The following is a 15,675-nucleotide window of genomic DNA, read 5'->3' as shown; positions in this document are numbered from 1 at the left end:
GTAGAACATGCTTACAGTATCAGGATTATCAAAAAATTATGGAAGCACGCAAGTATTGAAGGAAGTGTCTTTTGAGATTCCTTCAGGAATTATTTGCGGTTTCATTGGAAAAAACGGTGCAGGAAAAACAACTTTTTTCCATTCGCTCTTAAATTTTGTCCAGTATGAGGGTGAAATTTTTCTAGATGGAGAAAATATCCGACAGGAATCTTATGCTAGGATTGGGTATCTGCCTGAGGAGAGAAGTCTCATGCCCAAGTTAACCATTGCAGAGCAGGTTCGTTATTTGGCTGGTTTAAAGGGGATGACCGCTCAGGAAGTGGCAGAAAAATTGCCAATTTGGATGGAAAAACTAGCTGTAAAGGGTAAGATGACTGATAAAATTAAGAGTCTATCAAAGGGAAATCAGCAAAAAGTTCAGTTGATCATTACTCTGATTCATGAACCAGATTTGATTATTTTGGATGAGCCTTTCTCTGGTTTGGATCCAGTCAATGTGGCTCTTTTGAAAGAGGTTGTTTTGGAGGAAAAGGAACGCGGAGCGACCATTATTTTCTCTGATCATACTATGGCCAATGTGGAGGAACTCTGTCAGTGGTTGATTATGATTCATGATGGGAAAATTGTGTTGAACAATACCATTCAAGCCATTCGTCAGTCATTTGGGAAGACTCGTCTCTTTGTATCAGGAGATTTAGAGCGTCAGCGTCTGGAGAATCTCCCCTATGTGACAGATATTTCCATGACCAATCAAGGACTCTGGCGATTGATTTTGGAAACAGAAGAAGCTGGTAAGGAACTCTTTCATCTGATTTCAGGTGGGGACTATATCGCTACTTTTGACCAGCAGGCACCGACCATTGATGAAATCTTTAAAATCAAATCGGGGGTGGCAAAATGAAACAGATACTATTAGTCACAAAAGAAACGTATTTACGCCAGGTCAAGTCTTGGGCCTTTCTCTTTATGGTTTTGTCTCCCTTCTTATTTGTTGGTTTTTCAGGTGGAATTGGTTATTTGTCGGGAGCAGCTGCGAGTAGCAATCATGATTTGGCGATTGTCAGCAAAGAGCCTTCTGTCCCAGCGGCATTTTCCGGAGTGGCAAATGTTACCTTTGACTATAAGGATGAGACAGCAGCAAAAGAAGCTTATGAAGAGAAGAAAATCGCAGATTATCTATTGGTTGAAGTAGTGGAACATCAGGTCGTTGGGACATATGTAGGGGATAGCAACCCTAGTCCGATTTACCGCTCTCAATTGGAGCAAGCGTTGGGGAATGTTCAGAGTCAGTTGAATGTCACCGAGGCTCACCTGACTACTGAGCAACAAGAGAGTCTAGCACGTCAACCTCTCTTCAAGGAAGAACTAGAGTCAGAATCTGATAATATGCTGATGAAGATTGGCAAGACCATAGCTCCTATGGCAATTTCCTTTGTCCTTTACTTCATGATTATCATGTATTCATCCACAACGGCTCAGGAAATCGCGACAGAAAAAGGAACCAAGATTATGGAGGTTATCTTTTCAAGTCTTCCAGCTAGGAATTACTTTTATGGTCGTATTTTGGGTATTTTCGGAGCAATTCTGACCCATATTTCAGTCTATCTTGTTGGCGGTTTTGGTGCCTATCAGTTCTTCTATCGTTTCCCTGCAACGGCACAGATGACCAAAGATGTGACACCTACGATTCAAGCTGTATTCGGGAATCTGAATGGTATCGTAGTGTTTTATGTTCTATTTGGTATCTTGTTGTTTGTCGTTATTTCAGCCCTATGTGGTTCATTGGTTAGCCGTCCAGAAGATGCACCAAAGGCAGCGCAACCAGCAGTTTTCTTGGTTATGTTTGGTTTTGTTGGCTCTATGGTCTTGGAGCAAAGTGGACGTGATAATTTGTTGATGCAGATTGGTTCCTACATCCCAGTGACATCACCATTCTTCATGCCATTACGTTATATTAACGGTTCGGTCAACCTATTGGAAAGTTTAGTTTCCTTGCTGATGTTGATTGCGACAAATATAGCCCTGATTTATTTTATTGGTAAATCTTACGCAGGATTGATTCTTCAAAAAGATGATCTTGGTTTTATGCAAAATCTGAAAAAAGGTTTACTGAGAAAATGAGGCCGGGGCATCAGTTTCTTATTGCTAGAAAATGTGATAAAATAAACTGATAATAGAAAAAAGAGGTTTTAAAACATGTCTAAATTTTTAGTTTTTGGTCACCAAAATCCAGATACAGATGCGATTGCATCCTCATATGGTTGGGCTTACTTGGAGCGTGAGGCTTGGGGCCGCGATGCAGAAGCAGTTGCCCTTGGCACCCCAAATGAAGAAACAGCTTTCGCTTTGGATTACTTTGGCGTGACAGCACCGCGCGTGGTGACTTCTGCTAAGGAAGAAGGCGTTAGTCAGGTTATCTTGACTGACCACAACGAATTCCAACAGTCCATTAGCGATATCTGCGATGTGGAAGTGGCTGCTGTCATCGACCACCACCGTGTAGCAAACTTTGAAACCGCGAATCCACTTTACATGCGTTTGGAACCAGTTGGATCAGCTTCCTCTATCGTTTATCGTGCAGCCAAAGAAGCAGGCATCACACTGCCAAAAGAAGTAGCAGGTCTCCTTTTGTCTGGTTTGATTTCAGATACCCTCTTGCTCAAATCACCAACGACTCATGCTTCCGATCCACAAGTAGCAGCAGAATTGGCTGAAATTGCAGGTGTCAACTTGGAAGAGTACGGTTTGGCTCTCCTTAAAGCAGGTACAAATCTTTCTAGCAAGTCAGCAGATGAATTGATTGATATCGATGCCAAAACATTTGGTCTCAACGGCAACGATGTTCGTGTAGCGCAAGTCAACACAGTTGATATCGCAGAAGTCTTGGAACGCCAAGATGAGATTGAAGCAGCTATGTTTGCGGCCATTGCAGCAAACGGTTATTCAGACTTTGTTCTTATGGTAACGGACATTGTTAACTCAAACTCTGAAATTTTGGCTTTGGGAAGCAACATGGACAAGGTAGAAGCAGCTTTCAACTTCACATTAGAAAACAACCATGCCTTTCTAGCAGGTGCAGTTTCTCGTAAGAAACAAGTTGTACCACAGTTGACGGAGAGTTTTGGTGGATAAGAATACTTGAAAAAGACAGTCTCGGCTGTCTTTTCTTGTGCTATAATAGTCTTATGATTAGAATCTTCAATGCCAATAAACTGACACGACAACCTTTTTTCCAAGACGTAATCAATTATCTCCATGACCATGAAGACGTAACTCTTCGTCAAATAAAGGTAGCCTTTGAGGGAGAGAAAAATATAGATCGTCAGCTAGAAAATGCTATCGAAGCGGGTTATATCATTCGGGAGAATCGTCGTTATCGAAATGCTTTTTCCTTGCTAGAAAGCTTGGATGGTTTGAGCCTTGATACAGAAGTCTTTGTGGATACTGAAGCAGCTGTTTTTTCACGTTTAAAGGAATTGACTTTTCGGAAAGAACTCACCAACTCGACCAATGAGTTGATCATTGTAGAAGAGGTTGATTTTGTGCGAGAAGGTTTGACCTTAGATTCTTATTTCTATAAAATGCGGAGCCAAGAAGTTCTTTCAAGGGATCAAGAAAAATTATATGCTATCTTGGGAGACATTAATCCAGACTATGCTCTTAAATATATGACCAATTTTCTTTTGAAATTTACTCGAAAAGAAGTGGTTATTCAGAGACGCCCAGATATTTTTGTAGAGGCCTTGCTTTTACTTGGGTTTATGAATCAAGTAGCTCCTCAGACATATGCCCTGACTATGACCATGAAAAAAGAAGACTTGATTTTTTCAAAAAAAAATAAAGGACCAATCTTAGGATTGGCCTTTGTTTTTATCAGCTAAAAGGGAGCGGATTTTTTCTTGCAAATTGAAATCAGCTAAACTCCCTCCTTGTTTTTCGGACTTTATAGTGCTTAAAGTAGCGATTTTTTCATTCCATTGAGCCGGTAATTGCCCTGAGAAATGGACTCCCTTTAACTTTGTAAGGTTTGGCAGATGTTCTTTCCATATTTGAAAACGGATATCGATAAGAAGTTTAGTAATTCGCTCCAACATGGTCACTTGTTCTGGAGATAGGTTTTTTCGATTTTGGATTACTTTTTGAATTTTTTCAGAAGTATCGATTGTCATATCACCAAAGCGCAAAATACCTGCCTCAATGAAGATTCCAAAGAAAAGATCAAAAAAATCTCTCAATTCATCTTGACTCAAGTTGGCAGTCCAAGTTTTAAGAGTTTGGTTGACTTGGATGCTGTCATCTTTTACCTTACTAACAACTTTAAAATGATCTTCCTCTATTTCCCATGAAAAGGTATTATGTTGGAGGAGTCCTATACTTTTACTCTTGACGATGAGATCTGCTTCAGGTGGTTCTAGCATCATACCAACGATGGAATTTTCTGGAATGATGGCTTGAACTTTTCTTTCAATGTCTTTATAACCTTTTGAGGACAGGATAGAAGAGTGGAGGCCGGGTCCATCAAAACTATAAATTTCCTGAATTCTTTCTTGATATTCTGGACTTACGTGACTAGCCGCAAAGATGGCTAAATTTCCACCCTTAGAATGTCCTGCCAACCATACTTTTCCATCAATCTCTTGTAAGATTTGATTTAGATAATCTTTAGCAGAAACTTGGGCAGGAACTTCCTCCATATAGGTCATATGAAAATCCTCTTTCCAGCCGATGAGAGTGTCATCTGTGCCGCGAAAAACCACCAAATATTCTTTCGGACGAATCTGATAGGTGAGAGCAGCAAACTGTTTTTGACTGTCCAGATTATAATCATTTACAAAGGCTAGGCTGCGAATCTGTTTGTAACGCTTTGCAGTTGAGAAACAGCTCAATAATTTGAGACGATGGGGACTAACCATGCCTAAGGGAGGATACTTTCCTTGAAACTTTTTTTCAAAGAGATCTGCTAACTGTTTCAGAGATGGAGCTTTAGGACTTGAGTGCCTGCTCGGAACTAAATCCTCAAAGGGTAAGTAAGCCAATTCTGTTAGAGCTAGGGCATCAAGCATGGTGAAATCTTTATCGTAAAAACTATCATACTGGTTGGCAAGCACATAATCAATCACATTGGACATAATTTCCCTTTCTAAAATATATCTGTTTGCATTATAGCGTGAAAATAGGAAAAATTCAAGAGTCTGAAGAATGACTTTATCATATTCAACGAACATCCACTATTATGCTTTACAAACTAGTAGAAAAAGGATATACTGTTTTATAGAAACTAGTTTGTATTGCCGACTAGTGTTTTTAAAAAACAACTAGCTTGTTTTACAAGGTAAGGAAGCTCATAAAGAAGGACAATGGTATTGGTGCTTCCTATATTTTTCGACTGAAGCGTGGATGAAGCTCTACTCTTAGCTATCTTCCTAGTGTTCAGTATATTTTTCTACTTCAATAGTGGATCCGCAAAGGAGTAAAACATGAAAGAAACGCAGTTATTAAAAGGAGTCTTGGACGGCTGTGTCTTACAAATTATTTCTCAAAAGGAAATTTATGGTTACGAGTTAGTGCAAGAATTAAAGGAAGCGGGTTTTTCAACCATTGTTGGAGGGACTGTCTATCCCCTTTTGCAGAAATTAGAAAAAAATGGCTATATTAGTGGGATTATGAAACCTTCACAAGATGGGCCAGATCGTAAATATTTTTATCTGACGCCAGATGGTCAGGACTACCTGGATGCTTTTTGGGAACAGTGGTCAGATTTGGTGGAAAAAGTTGGGAAGTTAGGAGGTAATTGAGATGAAAGATCAAGCAAGAATCTATTGGACTACAATTGAAGACATTGAACATAAATTGAGCAAAGAAAATCGGACTTACATGAGCAAGGTCAAGGGGTATATGCTACTTTCTTCGCTCTTTCATGATGCGGATGAGGTCATGGTCGAACATCTCTACAATATGTATCTGGATGTTTTTGAGGGACAAAAGAATGGTCTATCTGCAGAGGAATTTTTAGGGGATAACCCTAAGGCTATGGCAGATGAGTTGTTGAAGAATTTACCGCCACTGACCGTCAAAAAAGCTTTGGATCTAAGTTTGATGGTAGGAGGCATTTTCCTAGCCTTTCAATTCTTAGCCGAATTTGCAGGAAGTGGTCAGATAGGACTAAATATGATGAGTATATTGGGATTTATGTCTCTTGCTCTAGCCTTTCCAATCCTCTTTTTTCTCCTCATCAAACAGGTTATCTACCAAACGAAAAAATGGAAAATTTGGGGAACTTATTTACTTTTTGGGCTATTGTTTGTAACTGCGCTTGCTATCAATACCTGGATTACCAATCATTTATCATCTATTCTCTTACCAAGAATCTGGAGTATTTTACTAGCGCTGATCATTGTAGTAGTGACTACCATTTATCGTAAAGAAGACCTCGTCAAATGTATCTTTCTTCCTGTCTTTCTTCTTTACTTCTTAAGTGGTTTGTTGCAGGTTTACTTAGCCTTCCAAGGCATTTCAGGAGATTTTTGGAATAAGTGGTTGCCAGTAGGAGTTATGCTTCTGGGATTTGTCCTTTTTTGGATTGGCTCTATCGTCCTGCTTTTAGCTAAAAGGAAGAAATAGAGGGCATGAATTAAGAAGCGAACTGCCTTTTCGCCGTCAAAAAAAGCTTGAAAATATGCTATAATAGTAAGTAAACAAAGGAGAAAACCATGACATTTGAAGAAATTTTGCCAGGTTTAAAAGCTAAAAAGAAATACGTTCGCACAGGATGGGGCGGGGCGGAAAACTATGTCCAGCTCTTTGACTCTATCGAAGTCAAGGGTGTCAAGTTGGAAGCGACACCTTATTTCCTCATCAACGTAACGGGCGAGGGCGAGGGTTTCTCCATGTGGAGCCCCACACCGTGTGATGTCCTAGCTGAAGATTGGATGGAAGTCCATGACTAGGCGAGTACTCGTGACGGGTGTATCCAGCGGTATTGGCTTGGAGCAGGCTCGTCTTTTTTTGAAAAAAGGTGACCAGGTTTATGGAGTAGACAAGGCTGAAAAACCAGAGCTGACAGGTGATTTTCACTTCTTGCAGTTGGATTTAGCAGGTGATGTGCAACCTCTTTTTAACTGGTTACTTGATGTAGACATCATCTGTAATACAGCTGGCATTTTAGATGACTACAAGCCCCTTCTGGGGCAATCAGATTGTGACTTGCAAGAAATTTTTGCAGTCAATTTTTTCGCAGTAGCGAAAATTTGTCGCCAGTATTTGCCAAAGATGTTGGAAAGAAAAGCTGGTATCATCATCAACATGTGCTCCATTGCCTCTGTTCTCGCTGGCGGTGGCGGATCGGCCTACACGGCCTCCAAGCACGCCTTGGCTGGTTTTACCAAGCAGTTGGCACTGGATTATGCGGACCAAGGTATCCAAGTCTTTGGCATTGCACCGGGTGCAGTGCAAACAGCCATGACCCAAGCCGATTTTGAAGATGGCGGTCTAGCTGATTGGGTCGCTCAAGAAACCCCTATCAAACGCTGGGTCCAACCCCAAGAAATTGCAGAAATGACACTCTTTTTGGCATCAAGCAAGATGCAGTCCATGCAAGGACAAATCATCCAAATGGATGGCGGTTGGGGACTGAAGTAGGAGGAATTATGTCATTTATTAGAGGGCTTATTGAGCCAGAAAATATTGCGCAGTTTATGTCTGAGGAAAAAGAAGTGTTGCTGATGTATTGTAATCACATCTCCATTTTTCACTTTGTCGGCCTAAGATATGAACGTGTAGCACAGTCTAATACTGAAATTGTGTATCAAGTTTACTTGTATGAACACGTTGCCGAAATAAGAGAAGAAGTAGAGCCGAAGTTGGCACTTCAAATTCAATTTGATGAACGTGAGGCAACTATTCATGTAAAACCGCAATTAGGGGAGTTCACAGCGGAGCAAAATTATAGTCTGGGGGATGGACTGAGTTTCATTGAAGAGTCATTGCAAACAGATTTCTTTATTGATTGGGATGTACAAGATTCTGATTTGGAATGGGATGACCTACCATAGAAATGGAGGAAATAGCAGCATGACACCACAAGAATTATGGAATCAATACAAGAAAATCAATCCAGAGATTGGCGATGAAATCGATGCTTGGGCTTTTGGAGCAGAGCCAGATATACTGGCTGATTTAGTGATAAAAGGCATCAAAACAGCGACCGCATCTGCCTATGACCTGTATGAGGTGGATAAGGAAACTCTACCGCAAGTTGGGGAATATGATGTCCTTCTTAACAGTCAGGATGAGGCTGTCTGTATCCTCCGCACGACCAAGGTTGCTGTAGTTCCATTTAAGGATGTATCGGCAGAACATGCCTACAAGGAAGGTGAGGGCGATCGCTCACTAGAATATTGGAGACAAGTTCACGAGGCCTTCTTCCGACCTTATTTGGAGGAGTGCCAGATACCGTTTACGCAAGACACAAGGATTGTTTTAGAAGAATTTGAAGTGGTTTATTCACTGGATAAAGGAGAAATAGGATGAAATTAGCACTTTTAGGAACAGGTATGATTGTCACTGAGGTCTTACCCGTTTTGCAAGAAATCGAAGGGATTGAGTTGGTAGGGATTCTGTCCACACCGCGGTCCATTGAAAAAGCTCACGCCCTGGCGGAACAATACGACATGAGTCAGGCGACCAGCAACTATGAAGAAATTCTAACTAATCCTCAAGTTGATACTATCTATGTGGGAACACCCAACCATACCCATTACGATTATGCCAAACAAGCTCTTTTGGCAGGCAAACATGTTATTTGTGAAAAGCCTTTTACTCTTTTGGCGAATGAGTTGGAGGATCTAGTTAGTATTGCAGCTGAGAAAAAACTTTTCTTACTGGAAGCCATTACCAATCAGTATTTGGGGAATTTCCACTTCATCAAAGAAAATCTAGATAAACTAGGGGATATTAAAATTGTCTCTTGCAATTACTCCCAATACAGCTCTCGTTATGATGCCTTCAAGCGTGGAGAAATCGCGTCAGCTTTTAACCCAGAAATGGGTGGTGGAGCCCTTCGTGACCTCAATATCTACAATATCCATTTGGTGGTCGGTCTCTTTGGTCAACCGAAATCGGTCCAATACATGGCTAATATAGAGCGAAATATCGATACATCTGGTATGCTGGTTATGGATTATGGTCACTTTAAGGCTGTTGCGATTGGGGCTAAAGATTGTGGAGCAGAAATCAAGTCTACAATCCAAGGAGATAAGGGGTCCATCGCTGTTATCGGACCTACAAATGCTATGCCAGAGCTAAGCCTAGCTCTCAATGGGCAAGAGGTTCAAGTGATGGATCAGAATCGTCCCTACCACCGCATGAACGATGAGTTTATGGCCTTTGAGGAGACGATTTCCAGCAAAGATTATGCGCGTGCGCAAGTGGCCTTGGACCATAGCCGAGCCGTTATGGCCGTGCTAGATGAGGCTGTGAAGAGTATGTATAGTCAAATGAATTAGCTTGGATACGTCGTCATTTTCTACTTGCCGTACTCTAGTACAGCCTGCGTCTCAATTCTTAGTCCAAAACTTAATTCATTCGACTATGGTTCAATTATTCTCAACTATCAAGCTAAAAATATGGTATAATGGAGTGATTTTATGTCACTCCATTTTGTATGAGGAAAATAGTATGTCAAATTATGCCATTATTTTAGCAGCGGGTAAGGGTACCCGCATGAAGTCGGATTTACCAAAGGTTCTTCACAAGGTTGCTGGTATTTCTATGTTAGAACACGTTTTTCGTGCAGTTTCTGAGATTAATCCGAGCAAGATTGATACCATCGTAGGTCATAAGGCTGAATTGGTTGAGCAGGTTTTGGCCGGTCAATCAGATTTTGCCCTGCAATCGGAGCAACTGGGAACAGGTCATGCGGTGATGATGGCTGAGCCAGCATTAGCTGGTTTGGAAGGACACACCTTGGTCATTGCTGGTGATACGCCACTGATTACAGGAGAGAGTTTAAAAAACTTGGTTAATTTCCATGTTAGTCATAAAAATGTTGCGACTATTTTGACTGCTCAAGCAGACAATCCTTTTGGCTATGGCCGCGTCATCCGTAATGCTGACGGTGAAGTGACTAAGATTGTGGAGCAAAAGGATGCCAATGATTTTGAAAAACAAATCAAAGAAATCAATACAGGAACCTATCTTTTTGAGAATAAACGTCTCTTTGAAGCCCTTAAAGAAATTAATACAGACAACGCCCAAGGAGAGTACTACCTAACGGATGTTATTTCCATCTTCCGTCAGGCAGGTGAAAAGGTGGGGGCCTATCTTTTGCGTGATTTTGAAGAAAGTCTGGGAGTTAATGACCGGATTGCACTGGCGACGGCAGAAGGTGTGATGCGCAAGCGGATCAATGAAAAGCATATGGTTAATGGGGTAACCTTTGTCAATCCTGAAGCTGCTTATATCGATATTGACGTAGCAATTGGTGCGGAAGCAGTCATTGAAGCCAATGTCGTTTTGAAAGGGAAAACAAGTATCGGTGAACGCACTGTTTTGACCAATGGAAGCCGAGTAGTGGATAGCCAAATCGCGGCAGATGTGGTCATTTCAAATTCAGATGTTGAAGAATCCATCATTGAAGCGGGTGTTACGGTTGGACCCTATGCCCATGTCCGCCCAGGTAGCCTGCTCAAGAAAAAAGCCCATATCGGAAACTTTGTAGAAGTCAAATCGTCAATTGTTGGAGAAAATACCAAGGCTGGCCACTTAACCTATCTTGGCAATGCTGAAGTTGGGAAGGACGTAAACTTTGGGGCGGGGACGATCCTAGCCAACTATGATGGCAAAAACAAATTTACAACCACCATCGGGGACAATGTCTTTATCGGCAGCAACTCAACAGTTATTGCGCCACTGACGATTGGAGACCGCGCTCTAACAGCCGCAGGATCTGTCATCACTAAGGATGTCGAGTCAGATGCGATTGCCATCGGACGTGCTCGTCAGGAAAATAAAAATGGCTATGCCATTCATTTCAATCATCATCCAAATAAAAAATAAGTTTAGTGAAGAGGCTGGGCAAAACTCAAATTTGGGCTTTGTTATCAAAAAATAAACAGTATAAAATGGCTTAGAATCAACATTTCTTAACGATGTTGTTCTAAGCCATTTATTATTTTTTAGACTTGCCCAGCCTCTTTTCTGCATTTCAGCGGCTTCTATTCTCTAGTATAAAATACATATTTGATGATTGTCAAAACTTGTCAAAAATAGGGATTGGGAAGTTATCTTTTTCTTATTCTCTGCTTCGTAAAATTTGCTATAATAAGCTAAGGAGAAAAGCAGTGAGATTAAAATTAGAAAAAATATCGGAAGGTTTTGATGAAGTAATTATTCGCTACCGTCATATGAATGCGACTGTTCAAGCTGTTAGTCAAATGGTCCAGGCTAGTGGTGAAAAAATTCTAGCCAGTGATGATGACGGAAGTCAGTTTATTCTAGTCGATACTATTTTGTATTTTGAAAGTATTGACGGAAAAAATTTTGCTTATACACCAAATGAAGTTTATCAGGTTAACCAGACTTTGAAAAACTTAGTTTATACCTATGGGAAAAAAGGTTTTTTTCGCTCTGCCAAGGCTATGGTTTTAAATATCTATCATATTGCCAATTTCAAAAGCCACTCTTTTGGCAGGATTGAAGCGACTTTGGATAATGGGGAAAAGGTATTGATTTCGCGTAAATATGCGTTGAAATTGAGACAATTGTTAGAAGAAGGGGTAAGGGATGAAGACTAAATGGGAAATTTTTTTAAGCCAAGAAATTGCCACGGAATATAAAACGACGGTTTATAGTCTCTGTATCTTCTTCTTTTACGGGGGCTACCAGCTTATTCAGGGGAGAACATGGGCTGATATTTTTATTTTAATACAAATGGTTCTTTTTGCTTACGTTATTTCACAAATTCAAGTTCTTGTATTCCAAAACGTTGATGAGGCTGATCATTTGGGCGGCCGAGAATGGCTGGGGTTATTTCTTTGTTCAGGACTTTATGGGTTATTTGGGCAAGTCTTCAACTGGTTTGATAGGAGATGGGACATGATGATTTTCTTGGTAATCTACATGGTTATCACCCACTTGACCATATTTTTTACCAACAAAATCAAACGGCATATTGATAGTAAACAACTTAACCAACAGTTAGAGCAATTGAAGAAAAGAAAGGAGACTAACGATGACCAACAATGTTATTGACATCAAAGATTTGCAAAAATATTACGGAAAAAATTTAGCGGTAAACGATTTAAATTTAAGCGTTCAAAAGGGCGAAATCTTTGGATTTCTAGGTGCTAATGGTGCGGGAAAATCAACGGTTATCCGTTGTCTACTGGGTCTTATCCATAAAACAAGAGGTCAAGTGACGCTATTTGGTGGCCAATATGGCAGTCTGACCGAATCACTAGCTCATATCGGCTACCTGCCTTCAGAATCGCAGTTTTATCCAGATATGAAAGTCAGGGAAGTCATCCGCCTTGCGGCTACAGCTAGAAAAAGAGATTGTCAAGCAGAAGCCGAGCGGATTTGTCAGATTTTGGAAGTGCCACTTGATAAGAAAATCAAGGACTTATCCTTGGGAAATCGTAAAAAAGTAGCTATCGTTTGTGCCCTGCAACATAAACCTGACTTGCTGATTTTGGACGAGCCAACATCTGGCTTAGATCCTCTGATGCAGGAACGTTTTTTCGCTCTGATAAAAGAAGCCTGTGAAGCTGGGACAACTTGCTTCTTATCTTCCCATAATTTATCCGAGGTGAAGAATTATTGTGATCGAGCAGCTATTATCCGACGTGGAGAGCTCTTAAGGGTCGATAGGATTGAAAACCTGACGCGGAGCCAGACGAAAAAAATTACGATTTGGAAAGATGGCAAAGAAGAACACTTCCATTTTGATGGGTCTAGTTCTCAGTTATTGGAGCGCCTTCAAGACTTGTCTCCATCTGATTTTCTGGTAGAAGAACTCTCTTTAGAAGAACTCTTCCATCACTATTATGAGGAGGTGAAGTCATGATTCTCTTACTACACGAATTAAAGGAAAACCGCAAGTCCTTACTCATATGGTCTGTAACGATTGGTTTGATTTGTTATGGGTCTATTCTACTTTATGACAGTGTTGCAGGCCAATTGTCTCAAGTCGCGGACCTATATGCCAATATGGGGGAAATCACAAAGGCATTAGGAATGGATAAGGTCAGTTTAGCTACCCTGGATGGCTATTATGCCACTGAAATCATCCTCATGTTTGCTTTAGGGTCAGCAATGTTTGCGGCTATGACGGGGGTCAATAGCCTAGCCAAGGAAGAAGAAGGACATACCAGCGAATTCCTCTATACCTTACCCTTTAGCCGTAGCAGTATCTTGCTTTGGAAATATATCAGTGTTCTGGTCCTTATTCTTATTTTCAATGCCATCGTTTTTTGCTTTAACTGGCTGGGCGTTTGGCAACTGGATATGACTTTTTCTTATACTTCCATGCTTCACTACCATCTGCTAGCGCTCCTAATGCAGGTAGAACTAGCCAGTATTTGCTTCTTTATCTCTAGTCTTTCTACCAAGAAACAAGTGGGGTTAGCCATGGGTCTGGTTTTGTTAGTCTACAGTTTAGATATGATGATTCGTATCGTGACAGATTTGGACTTCCTTAAGTACCTGACCCCTTTCTACTATGCCAATGGAGCGGATGTCTTTAGTGGTATCGGGATAGATTGGCCCTTGTTTTTGGTGGCTGGAGTGATCAGCTTATTCTCCGTTATTGGCGCAGCCCTTATCCTAGAGAAAAAAGATTTCAAAGCCTGATTGCCCTACCAGATAGCTTGGATTAGACCGGCTATTCTTGGAGAAAATATGGTAACACTCGCTTTTCTAGCGTGATTATAGTAAAATTTACAGTAGATATTAGGAACAAGTAGGTAAAAAAGATGGATTTTGAAGAAAAAACAATCAATCGAAAAGAAATTTTTAAGGGCCATATTTTCACAGTTGCTGTGGATGATGTAGAGCTGCCTAATGGTCTGGGACAGTCAAAACGAGAATTGATTTTCCATAATGGCGGTGTCGGTGTCTTGGCTATAACGCCAGAAGATAAAATCATTCTGGTGAAGCAGTATCGAAAAGCTATTGAAGCAACTTCTATTGAGATTCCAGCAGGGAAACTAGAAGTGGGCGAAGCAGGTGGTGAAGCAGCGGCAGCCCTTCGTGAATTGGAAGAGGAAACAGGCTACACTAGTCCCAAATTAACTCTTCTCCATGATTTTTATTCAGCTATCGGTTTTTGCAACGAAAGACTTCGTCTCTATATGGCTGATAACCTAGTCAAGGTGGAAAATCCGCGTCCACAAGATGAAGATGAGGTCATTGAACTCATGGAGGTGACCTTGGCAGAAGCATTGGATCTCATTGCTAGTGGAGAAATTTGTGATGCCAAAACCATTATGGCTATTCAACATTTACAGATTATCAGAAAGTAGGAAGGCAAATGGGGAGACCCTTATTAACAGATGAAGTTCTCGAAAGAGCTCGTAGACGAAAGTCTCGGCAAAGGGAATTTGGCTATTATTCGCCAAATCCTAAGGATGAATATCAGTTTGAAGAGTATGATGAATATGAAGATTATGACGATTTTGAGGATGACTGGGATGATGAATATGAAGGCTATCAGGAAGGACAGACTGTGCGCATTCCAGTAGAGCATTCTATTATTAAAAGTCGTCGGATTGAAACGGTCAAACGAGAAGAATTTCGCTCCAAACTAAATAAAATTCTTTTCTGGATTATCATTTTGGTCATCATCTTTTTGTTTGCAGTCTTTAAGTTATAGGAGAAAATATGAAGTTTGGAATCATTGCTGCTATGGAGCAGGAACTGAAAACATTAGTAGCAGCCTTGCAGGATGAGAACCAAGTTATCATTTTGGACAAAACATATTATACAGGTCACATTGGTCATCATGAGGTTGTTTTAGTTCAATCAGGTATCGGAAAAGTCATGTCAGCTATGTCAGTTGCTATTTTGGCAGAAAAATTTCAGGTTGATATAATCATCAATACAGGCTCAGCTGGTGGAGTGGCGGATGGCTTGGAAGTGGGAGATGTTGTCATCGCCGATAAGCTCGTCTACCATGATGTAGATGTGACGGCTTTTGGTTATGCTTATGGACAAATGGCAGGGCAAGATCTCTATTACCATGCTGATAAAGAATGGATTCTTCAACTAGAAAAGGTTCTTATTCAACAAGAACTTCCTAGTCATGTGGGGTTGATTGCAACAGGAGATAGTTTTATTGCCGGCCCTGAAAAGGTAGCAAGAATCAAATCACACTTTCCAGAGGTTATGGCAGTTGAGATGGAGGGAGCAGCTATCGCTCAGGCCGCACAAGCAGCCGGTAAGCCATTCCTAGTCATTCGTGCCATGAGTGATACAGCTCAAGGAGATGCCCATATTACTTTTGATCAGTTTATTGTGGAAGCCGGTAAACGCTCTGCTCAAACTCTTCTAGCACTTTTAGAATTTTAGAGAAGGTATAGCCAAGAACTATATCTTTTTCTTTTTTATAAGTATTAGTCACAGGGAAAGAAAAGGGGTAAAATGAAATAGAAAATTATTTTTTGTTGAGAAGTGGAGGAT

20 protein-coding genes are annotated in these 15,675 nt (G+C 40.8%); 19 read left to right on the top strand and 1 reads right to left on the bottom strand.

Annotation, left to right across the window (positions count from 1 at the left end; all coding sequences use genetic code 11):
- Window positions 1–7 precede the first annotated feature (7 nt).
- The 4 genes from BN1356_RS08045 (at window position 8) to BN1356_RS08030 (ending at window position 3,881) form a co-directional block, all read left to right on the top strand.
- Window positions 8–901 (top strand): ABC transporter ATP-binding protein, encoded by an 894-nt coding sequence (locus tag BN1356_RS08045; RefSeq protein WP_093650882.1) that lies wholly within the window; start codon window positions 8–10, stop codon window positions 899–901.
- A complete protein-coding gene (locus BN1356_RS08040; RefSeq protein WP_093650881.1) occupies window positions 898–2,121 on the top strand; it encodes an ABC transporter permease in 1,224 nt (407 codons plus the stop codon). Before BN1356_RS08045 ends, BN1356_RS08040 begins: the two co-directional genes overlap by 4 nt.
- Before the next feature lie 75 nt (window positions 2,122–2,196).
- Window positions 2,197–3,132, top strand: coding sequence for a manganese-dependent inorganic pyrophosphatase (locus BN1356_RS08035; protein WP_093650880.1), 936 nt, complete (start codon window positions 2,197–2,199; stop codon window positions 3,130–3,132).
- Window positions 3,133–3,185: 53 nt separating this feature from the next.
- On the top strand, window positions 3,186–3,881 hold the full coding sequence (locus BN1356_RS08030) for a DUF1803 domain-containing protein (RefSeq protein ID WP_093650879.1): 696 nt from the start codon (window positions 3,186–3,188) through the stop codon (window positions 3,879–3,881).
- On the opposite strand, the gene BN1356_RS08025 is transcribed toward BN1356_RS08030, so the two are convergent.
- On the bottom strand, window positions 3,852–5,129 hold the full coding sequence (locus BN1356_RS08025; RefSeq protein WP_093650878.1) for a DUF2974 domain-containing protein: 1,278 nt from the start codon (window positions 5,127–5,129) through the stop codon (window positions 3,852–3,854). The two genes, BN1356_RS08030 and BN1356_RS08025, sit on opposite strands and share 30 nt — an antisense overlap.
- Window positions 5,130–5,477: 348 nt before the next feature.
- Here BN1356_RS08025 and BN1356_RS08020 point away from each other — a divergent pair, with 348 nt between their 5' ends.
- From BN1356_RS08020 to BN1356_RS07950, 15 genes are all read left to right on the top strand, one after another.
- Window positions 5,478–5,795, top strand: a complete 318-nt coding sequence (locus tag BN1356_RS08020) for a PadR family transcriptional regulator (RefSeq protein ID WP_093650877.1) — start codon at window positions 5,478–5,480, stop codon at window positions 5,793–5,795.
- A 1-nt stretch (window position 5,796) separates the two neighbouring features.
- Complete coding sequence (locus tag BN1356_RS08015; protein WP_093650876.1) at window positions 5,797–6,621, top strand: DUF1129 family protein; 825 nt, start codon at window positions 5,797–5,799, stop codon at window positions 6,619–6,621.
- A gap of 89 nt (window positions 6,622–6,710) precedes the next feature.
- Entirely contained in the window at window positions 6,711–6,947 is a 237-nt protein-coding gene (locus BN1356_RS08010; RefSeq protein ID WP_093650875.1) for a DUF2829 domain-containing protein, read from the top strand.
- Window positions 6,940–7,638: a 3-oxoacyl-ACP reductase gene (locus tag BN1356_RS08005; RefSeq protein ID WP_093650874.1), complete on the top strand. Its 699-nt coding sequence runs from the start codon at window positions 6,940–6,942 to the stop codon at window positions 7,636–7,638. Before BN1356_RS08010 ends, BN1356_RS08005 begins: the two co-directional genes overlap by 8 nt.
- A gap of 8 nt (window positions 7,639–7,646) precedes the next feature.
- Entirely contained in the window at window positions 7,647–8,051 is a 405-nt protein-coding gene (locus BN1356_RS08000; protein WP_093650873.1) for a hypothetical protein, read from the top strand.
- A 19-nt stretch (window positions 8,052–8,070) separates the two neighbouring features.
- Window positions 8,071–8,529 carry an ASCH domain-containing protein gene (locus BN1356_RS07995; protein ID WP_093650872.1) on the top strand — a complete coding sequence of 153 codons (459 nt, stop codon included), beginning with the start codon at window positions 8,071–8,073 and terminating at the stop codon, window positions 8,527–8,529.
- Window positions 8,526–9,503, top strand: a complete 978-nt coding sequence (locus tag BN1356_RS07990) for a Gfo/Idh/MocA family protein (RefSeq protein WP_093650871.1) — start codon at window positions 8,526–8,528, stop codon at window positions 9,501–9,503. Before BN1356_RS07995 ends, BN1356_RS07990 begins: the two co-directional genes overlap by 4 nt.
- Window positions 9,504–9,675: 172 nt before the next feature.
- The gene (gene glmU, locus BN1356_RS07985; RefSeq protein WP_093650870.1) at window positions 9,676–11,055 is read left to right on the top strand and encodes a bifunctional UDP-N-acetylglucosamine diphosphorylase/glucosamine-1-phosphate N-acetyltransferase GlmU; all 1,380 of its coding nucleotides are present in this window, start codon (window positions 9,676–9,678) and stop codon (window positions 11,053–11,055) included.
- A gap of 284 nt (window positions 11,056–11,339) precedes the next feature.
- Window positions 11,340–11,792 carry a LytTR family DNA-binding domain-containing protein gene (locus BN1356_RS07980; protein ID WP_093650869.1) on the top strand — a complete coding sequence of 151 codons (453 nt, stop codon included), beginning with the start codon at window positions 11,340–11,342 and terminating at the stop codon, window positions 11,790–11,792.
- Window positions 11,782–12,249 (top strand): DUF3021 domain-containing protein, encoded by a 468-nt coding sequence (locus BN1356_RS07975; protein ID WP_093650868.1) that lies wholly within the window; start codon window positions 11,782–11,784, stop codon window positions 12,247–12,249. The genes BN1356_RS07980 and BN1356_RS07975 overlap by 11 nt, the downstream gene beginning before the upstream one ends.
- On the top strand, window positions 12,230–13,063 hold the full coding sequence (locus BN1356_RS07970) for an ABC transporter ATP-binding protein (RefSeq protein ID WP_093650867.1): 834 nt from the start codon (window positions 12,230–12,232) through the stop codon (window positions 13,061–13,063). The genes BN1356_RS07975 and BN1356_RS07970 overlap by 20 nt, the downstream gene beginning before the upstream one ends.
- A complete protein-coding gene (locus BN1356_RS07965) occupies window positions 13,060–13,848 on the top strand; it encodes an ABC transporter permease subunit (protein ID WP_093650866.1) in 789 nt (262 codons plus the stop codon). The genes BN1356_RS07970 and BN1356_RS07965 overlap by 4 nt, the downstream gene beginning before the upstream one ends.
- A gap of 122 nt (window positions 13,849–13,970) precedes the next feature.
- Complete coding sequence (locus BN1356_RS07960; RefSeq protein WP_093650865.1) at window positions 13,971–14,519, top strand: NUDIX hydrolase; 549 nt, start codon at window positions 13,971–13,973, stop codon at window positions 14,517–14,519.
- Between the two features lie 8 nt (window positions 14,520–14,527).
- On the top strand, window positions 14,528–14,869 hold the full coding sequence (macP, locus tag BN1356_RS07955) for a cell wall synthase accessory phosphoprotein MacP (RefSeq protein ID WP_093650864.1): 342 nt from the start codon (window positions 14,528–14,530) through the stop codon (window positions 14,867–14,869).
- Window positions 14,870–14,877: 8 nt separating this feature from the next.
- On the top strand, window positions 14,878–15,564 hold the full coding sequence (locus tag BN1356_RS07950; RefSeq protein ID WP_093650863.1) for a 5'-methylthioadenosine/adenosylhomocysteine nucleosidase: 687 nt from the start codon (window positions 14,878–14,880) through the stop codon (window positions 15,562–15,564).
- Window positions 15,565–15,675: the final 111 nt, after the last annotated feature.

This window comes from Streptococcus varani (assembly GCF_001375655.1).
Taxonomy (GTDB): domain Bacteria; phylum Bacillota; class Bacilli; order Lactobacillales; family Streptococcaceae; genus Streptococcus; species Streptococcus varani.
This window is presented reverse-complemented; position numbering and strand designations above follow the sequence as displayed.

Coding starts and splice junctions, on each gene's coding strand:
- BN1356_RS08030 (WP_093650879.1), top strand. CDS start 3,186: ATGATTAGAATCTTCAATGCCAATAAACTGACACGACAACCTTTTTTC.
- BN1356_RS08010 (WP_093650875.1), top strand. CDS start 6,711: ATGACATTTGAAGAAATTTTGCCAGGTTTAAAAGCTAAAAAGAAATAC.
- BN1356_RS08005 (WP_093650874.1), top strand. CDS start 6,940: ATGACTAGGCGAGTACTCGTGACGGGTGTATCCAGCGGTATTGGCTTG.
- BN1356_RS08025 (WP_093650878.1), bottom strand. CDS start 5,129: ATGTCCAATGTGATTGATTATGTGCTTGCCAACCAGTATGATAGTTTT.
- BN1356_RS08040 (WP_093650881.1), top strand. CDS start 898: ATGAAACAGATACTATTAGTCACAAAAGAAACGTATTTACGCCAGGTC.
- BN1356_RS07950 (WP_093650863.1), top strand. CDS start 14,878: ATGAAGTTTGGAATCATTGCTGCTATGGAGCAGGAACTGAAAACATTA.
- BN1356_RS08015 (WP_093650876.1), top strand. CDS start 5,797: ATGAAAGATCAAGCAAGAATCTATTGGACTACAATTGAAGACATTGAA.
- BN1356_RS08045 (WP_093650882.1), top strand. CDS start 8: ATGCTTACAGTATCAGGATTATCAAAAAATTATGGAAGCACGCAAGTA.
- BN1356_RS07975 (WP_093650868.1), top strand. CDS start 11,782: ATGAAGACTAAATGGGAAATTTTTTTAAGCCAAGAAATTGCCACGGAA.
- BN1356_RS07960 (WP_093650865.1), top strand. CDS start 13,971: ATGGATTTTGAAGAAAAAACAATCAATCGAAAAGAAATTTTTAAGGGC.
- BN1356_RS08020 (WP_093650877.1), top strand. CDS start 5,478: ATGAAAGAAACGCAGTTATTAAAAGGAGTCTTGGACGGCTGTGTCTTA.
- BN1356_RS07995 (WP_093650872.1), top strand. CDS start 8,071: ATGACACCACAAGAATTATGGAATCAATACAAGAAAATCAATCCAGAG.
- macP (WP_093650864.1), top strand. CDS start 14,528: ATGGGGAGACCCTTATTAACAGATGAAGTTCTCGAAAGAGCTCGTAGA.
- BN1356_RS08000 (WP_093650873.1), top strand. CDS start 7,647: ATGTCATTTATTAGAGGGCTTATTGAGCCAGAAAATATTGCGCAGTTT.
- BN1356_RS08035 (WP_093650880.1), top strand. CDS start 2,197: ATGTCTAAATTTTTAGTTTTTGGTCACCAAAATCCAGATACAGATGCG.
- BN1356_RS07965 (WP_093650866.1), top strand. CDS start 13,060: ATGATTCTCTTACTACACGAATTAAAGGAAAACCGCAAGTCCTTACTC.
- BN1356_RS07970 (WP_093650867.1), top strand. CDS start 12,230: ATGACCAACAATGTTATTGACATCAAAGATTTGCAAAAATATTACGGA.
- glmU (WP_093650870.1), top strand. CDS start 9,676: ATGTCAAATTATGCCATTATTTTAGCAGCGGGTAAGGGTACCCGCATG.
- BN1356_RS07990 (WP_093650871.1), top strand. CDS start 8,526: ATGAAATTAGCACTTTTAGGAACAGGTATGATTGTCACTGAGGTCTTA.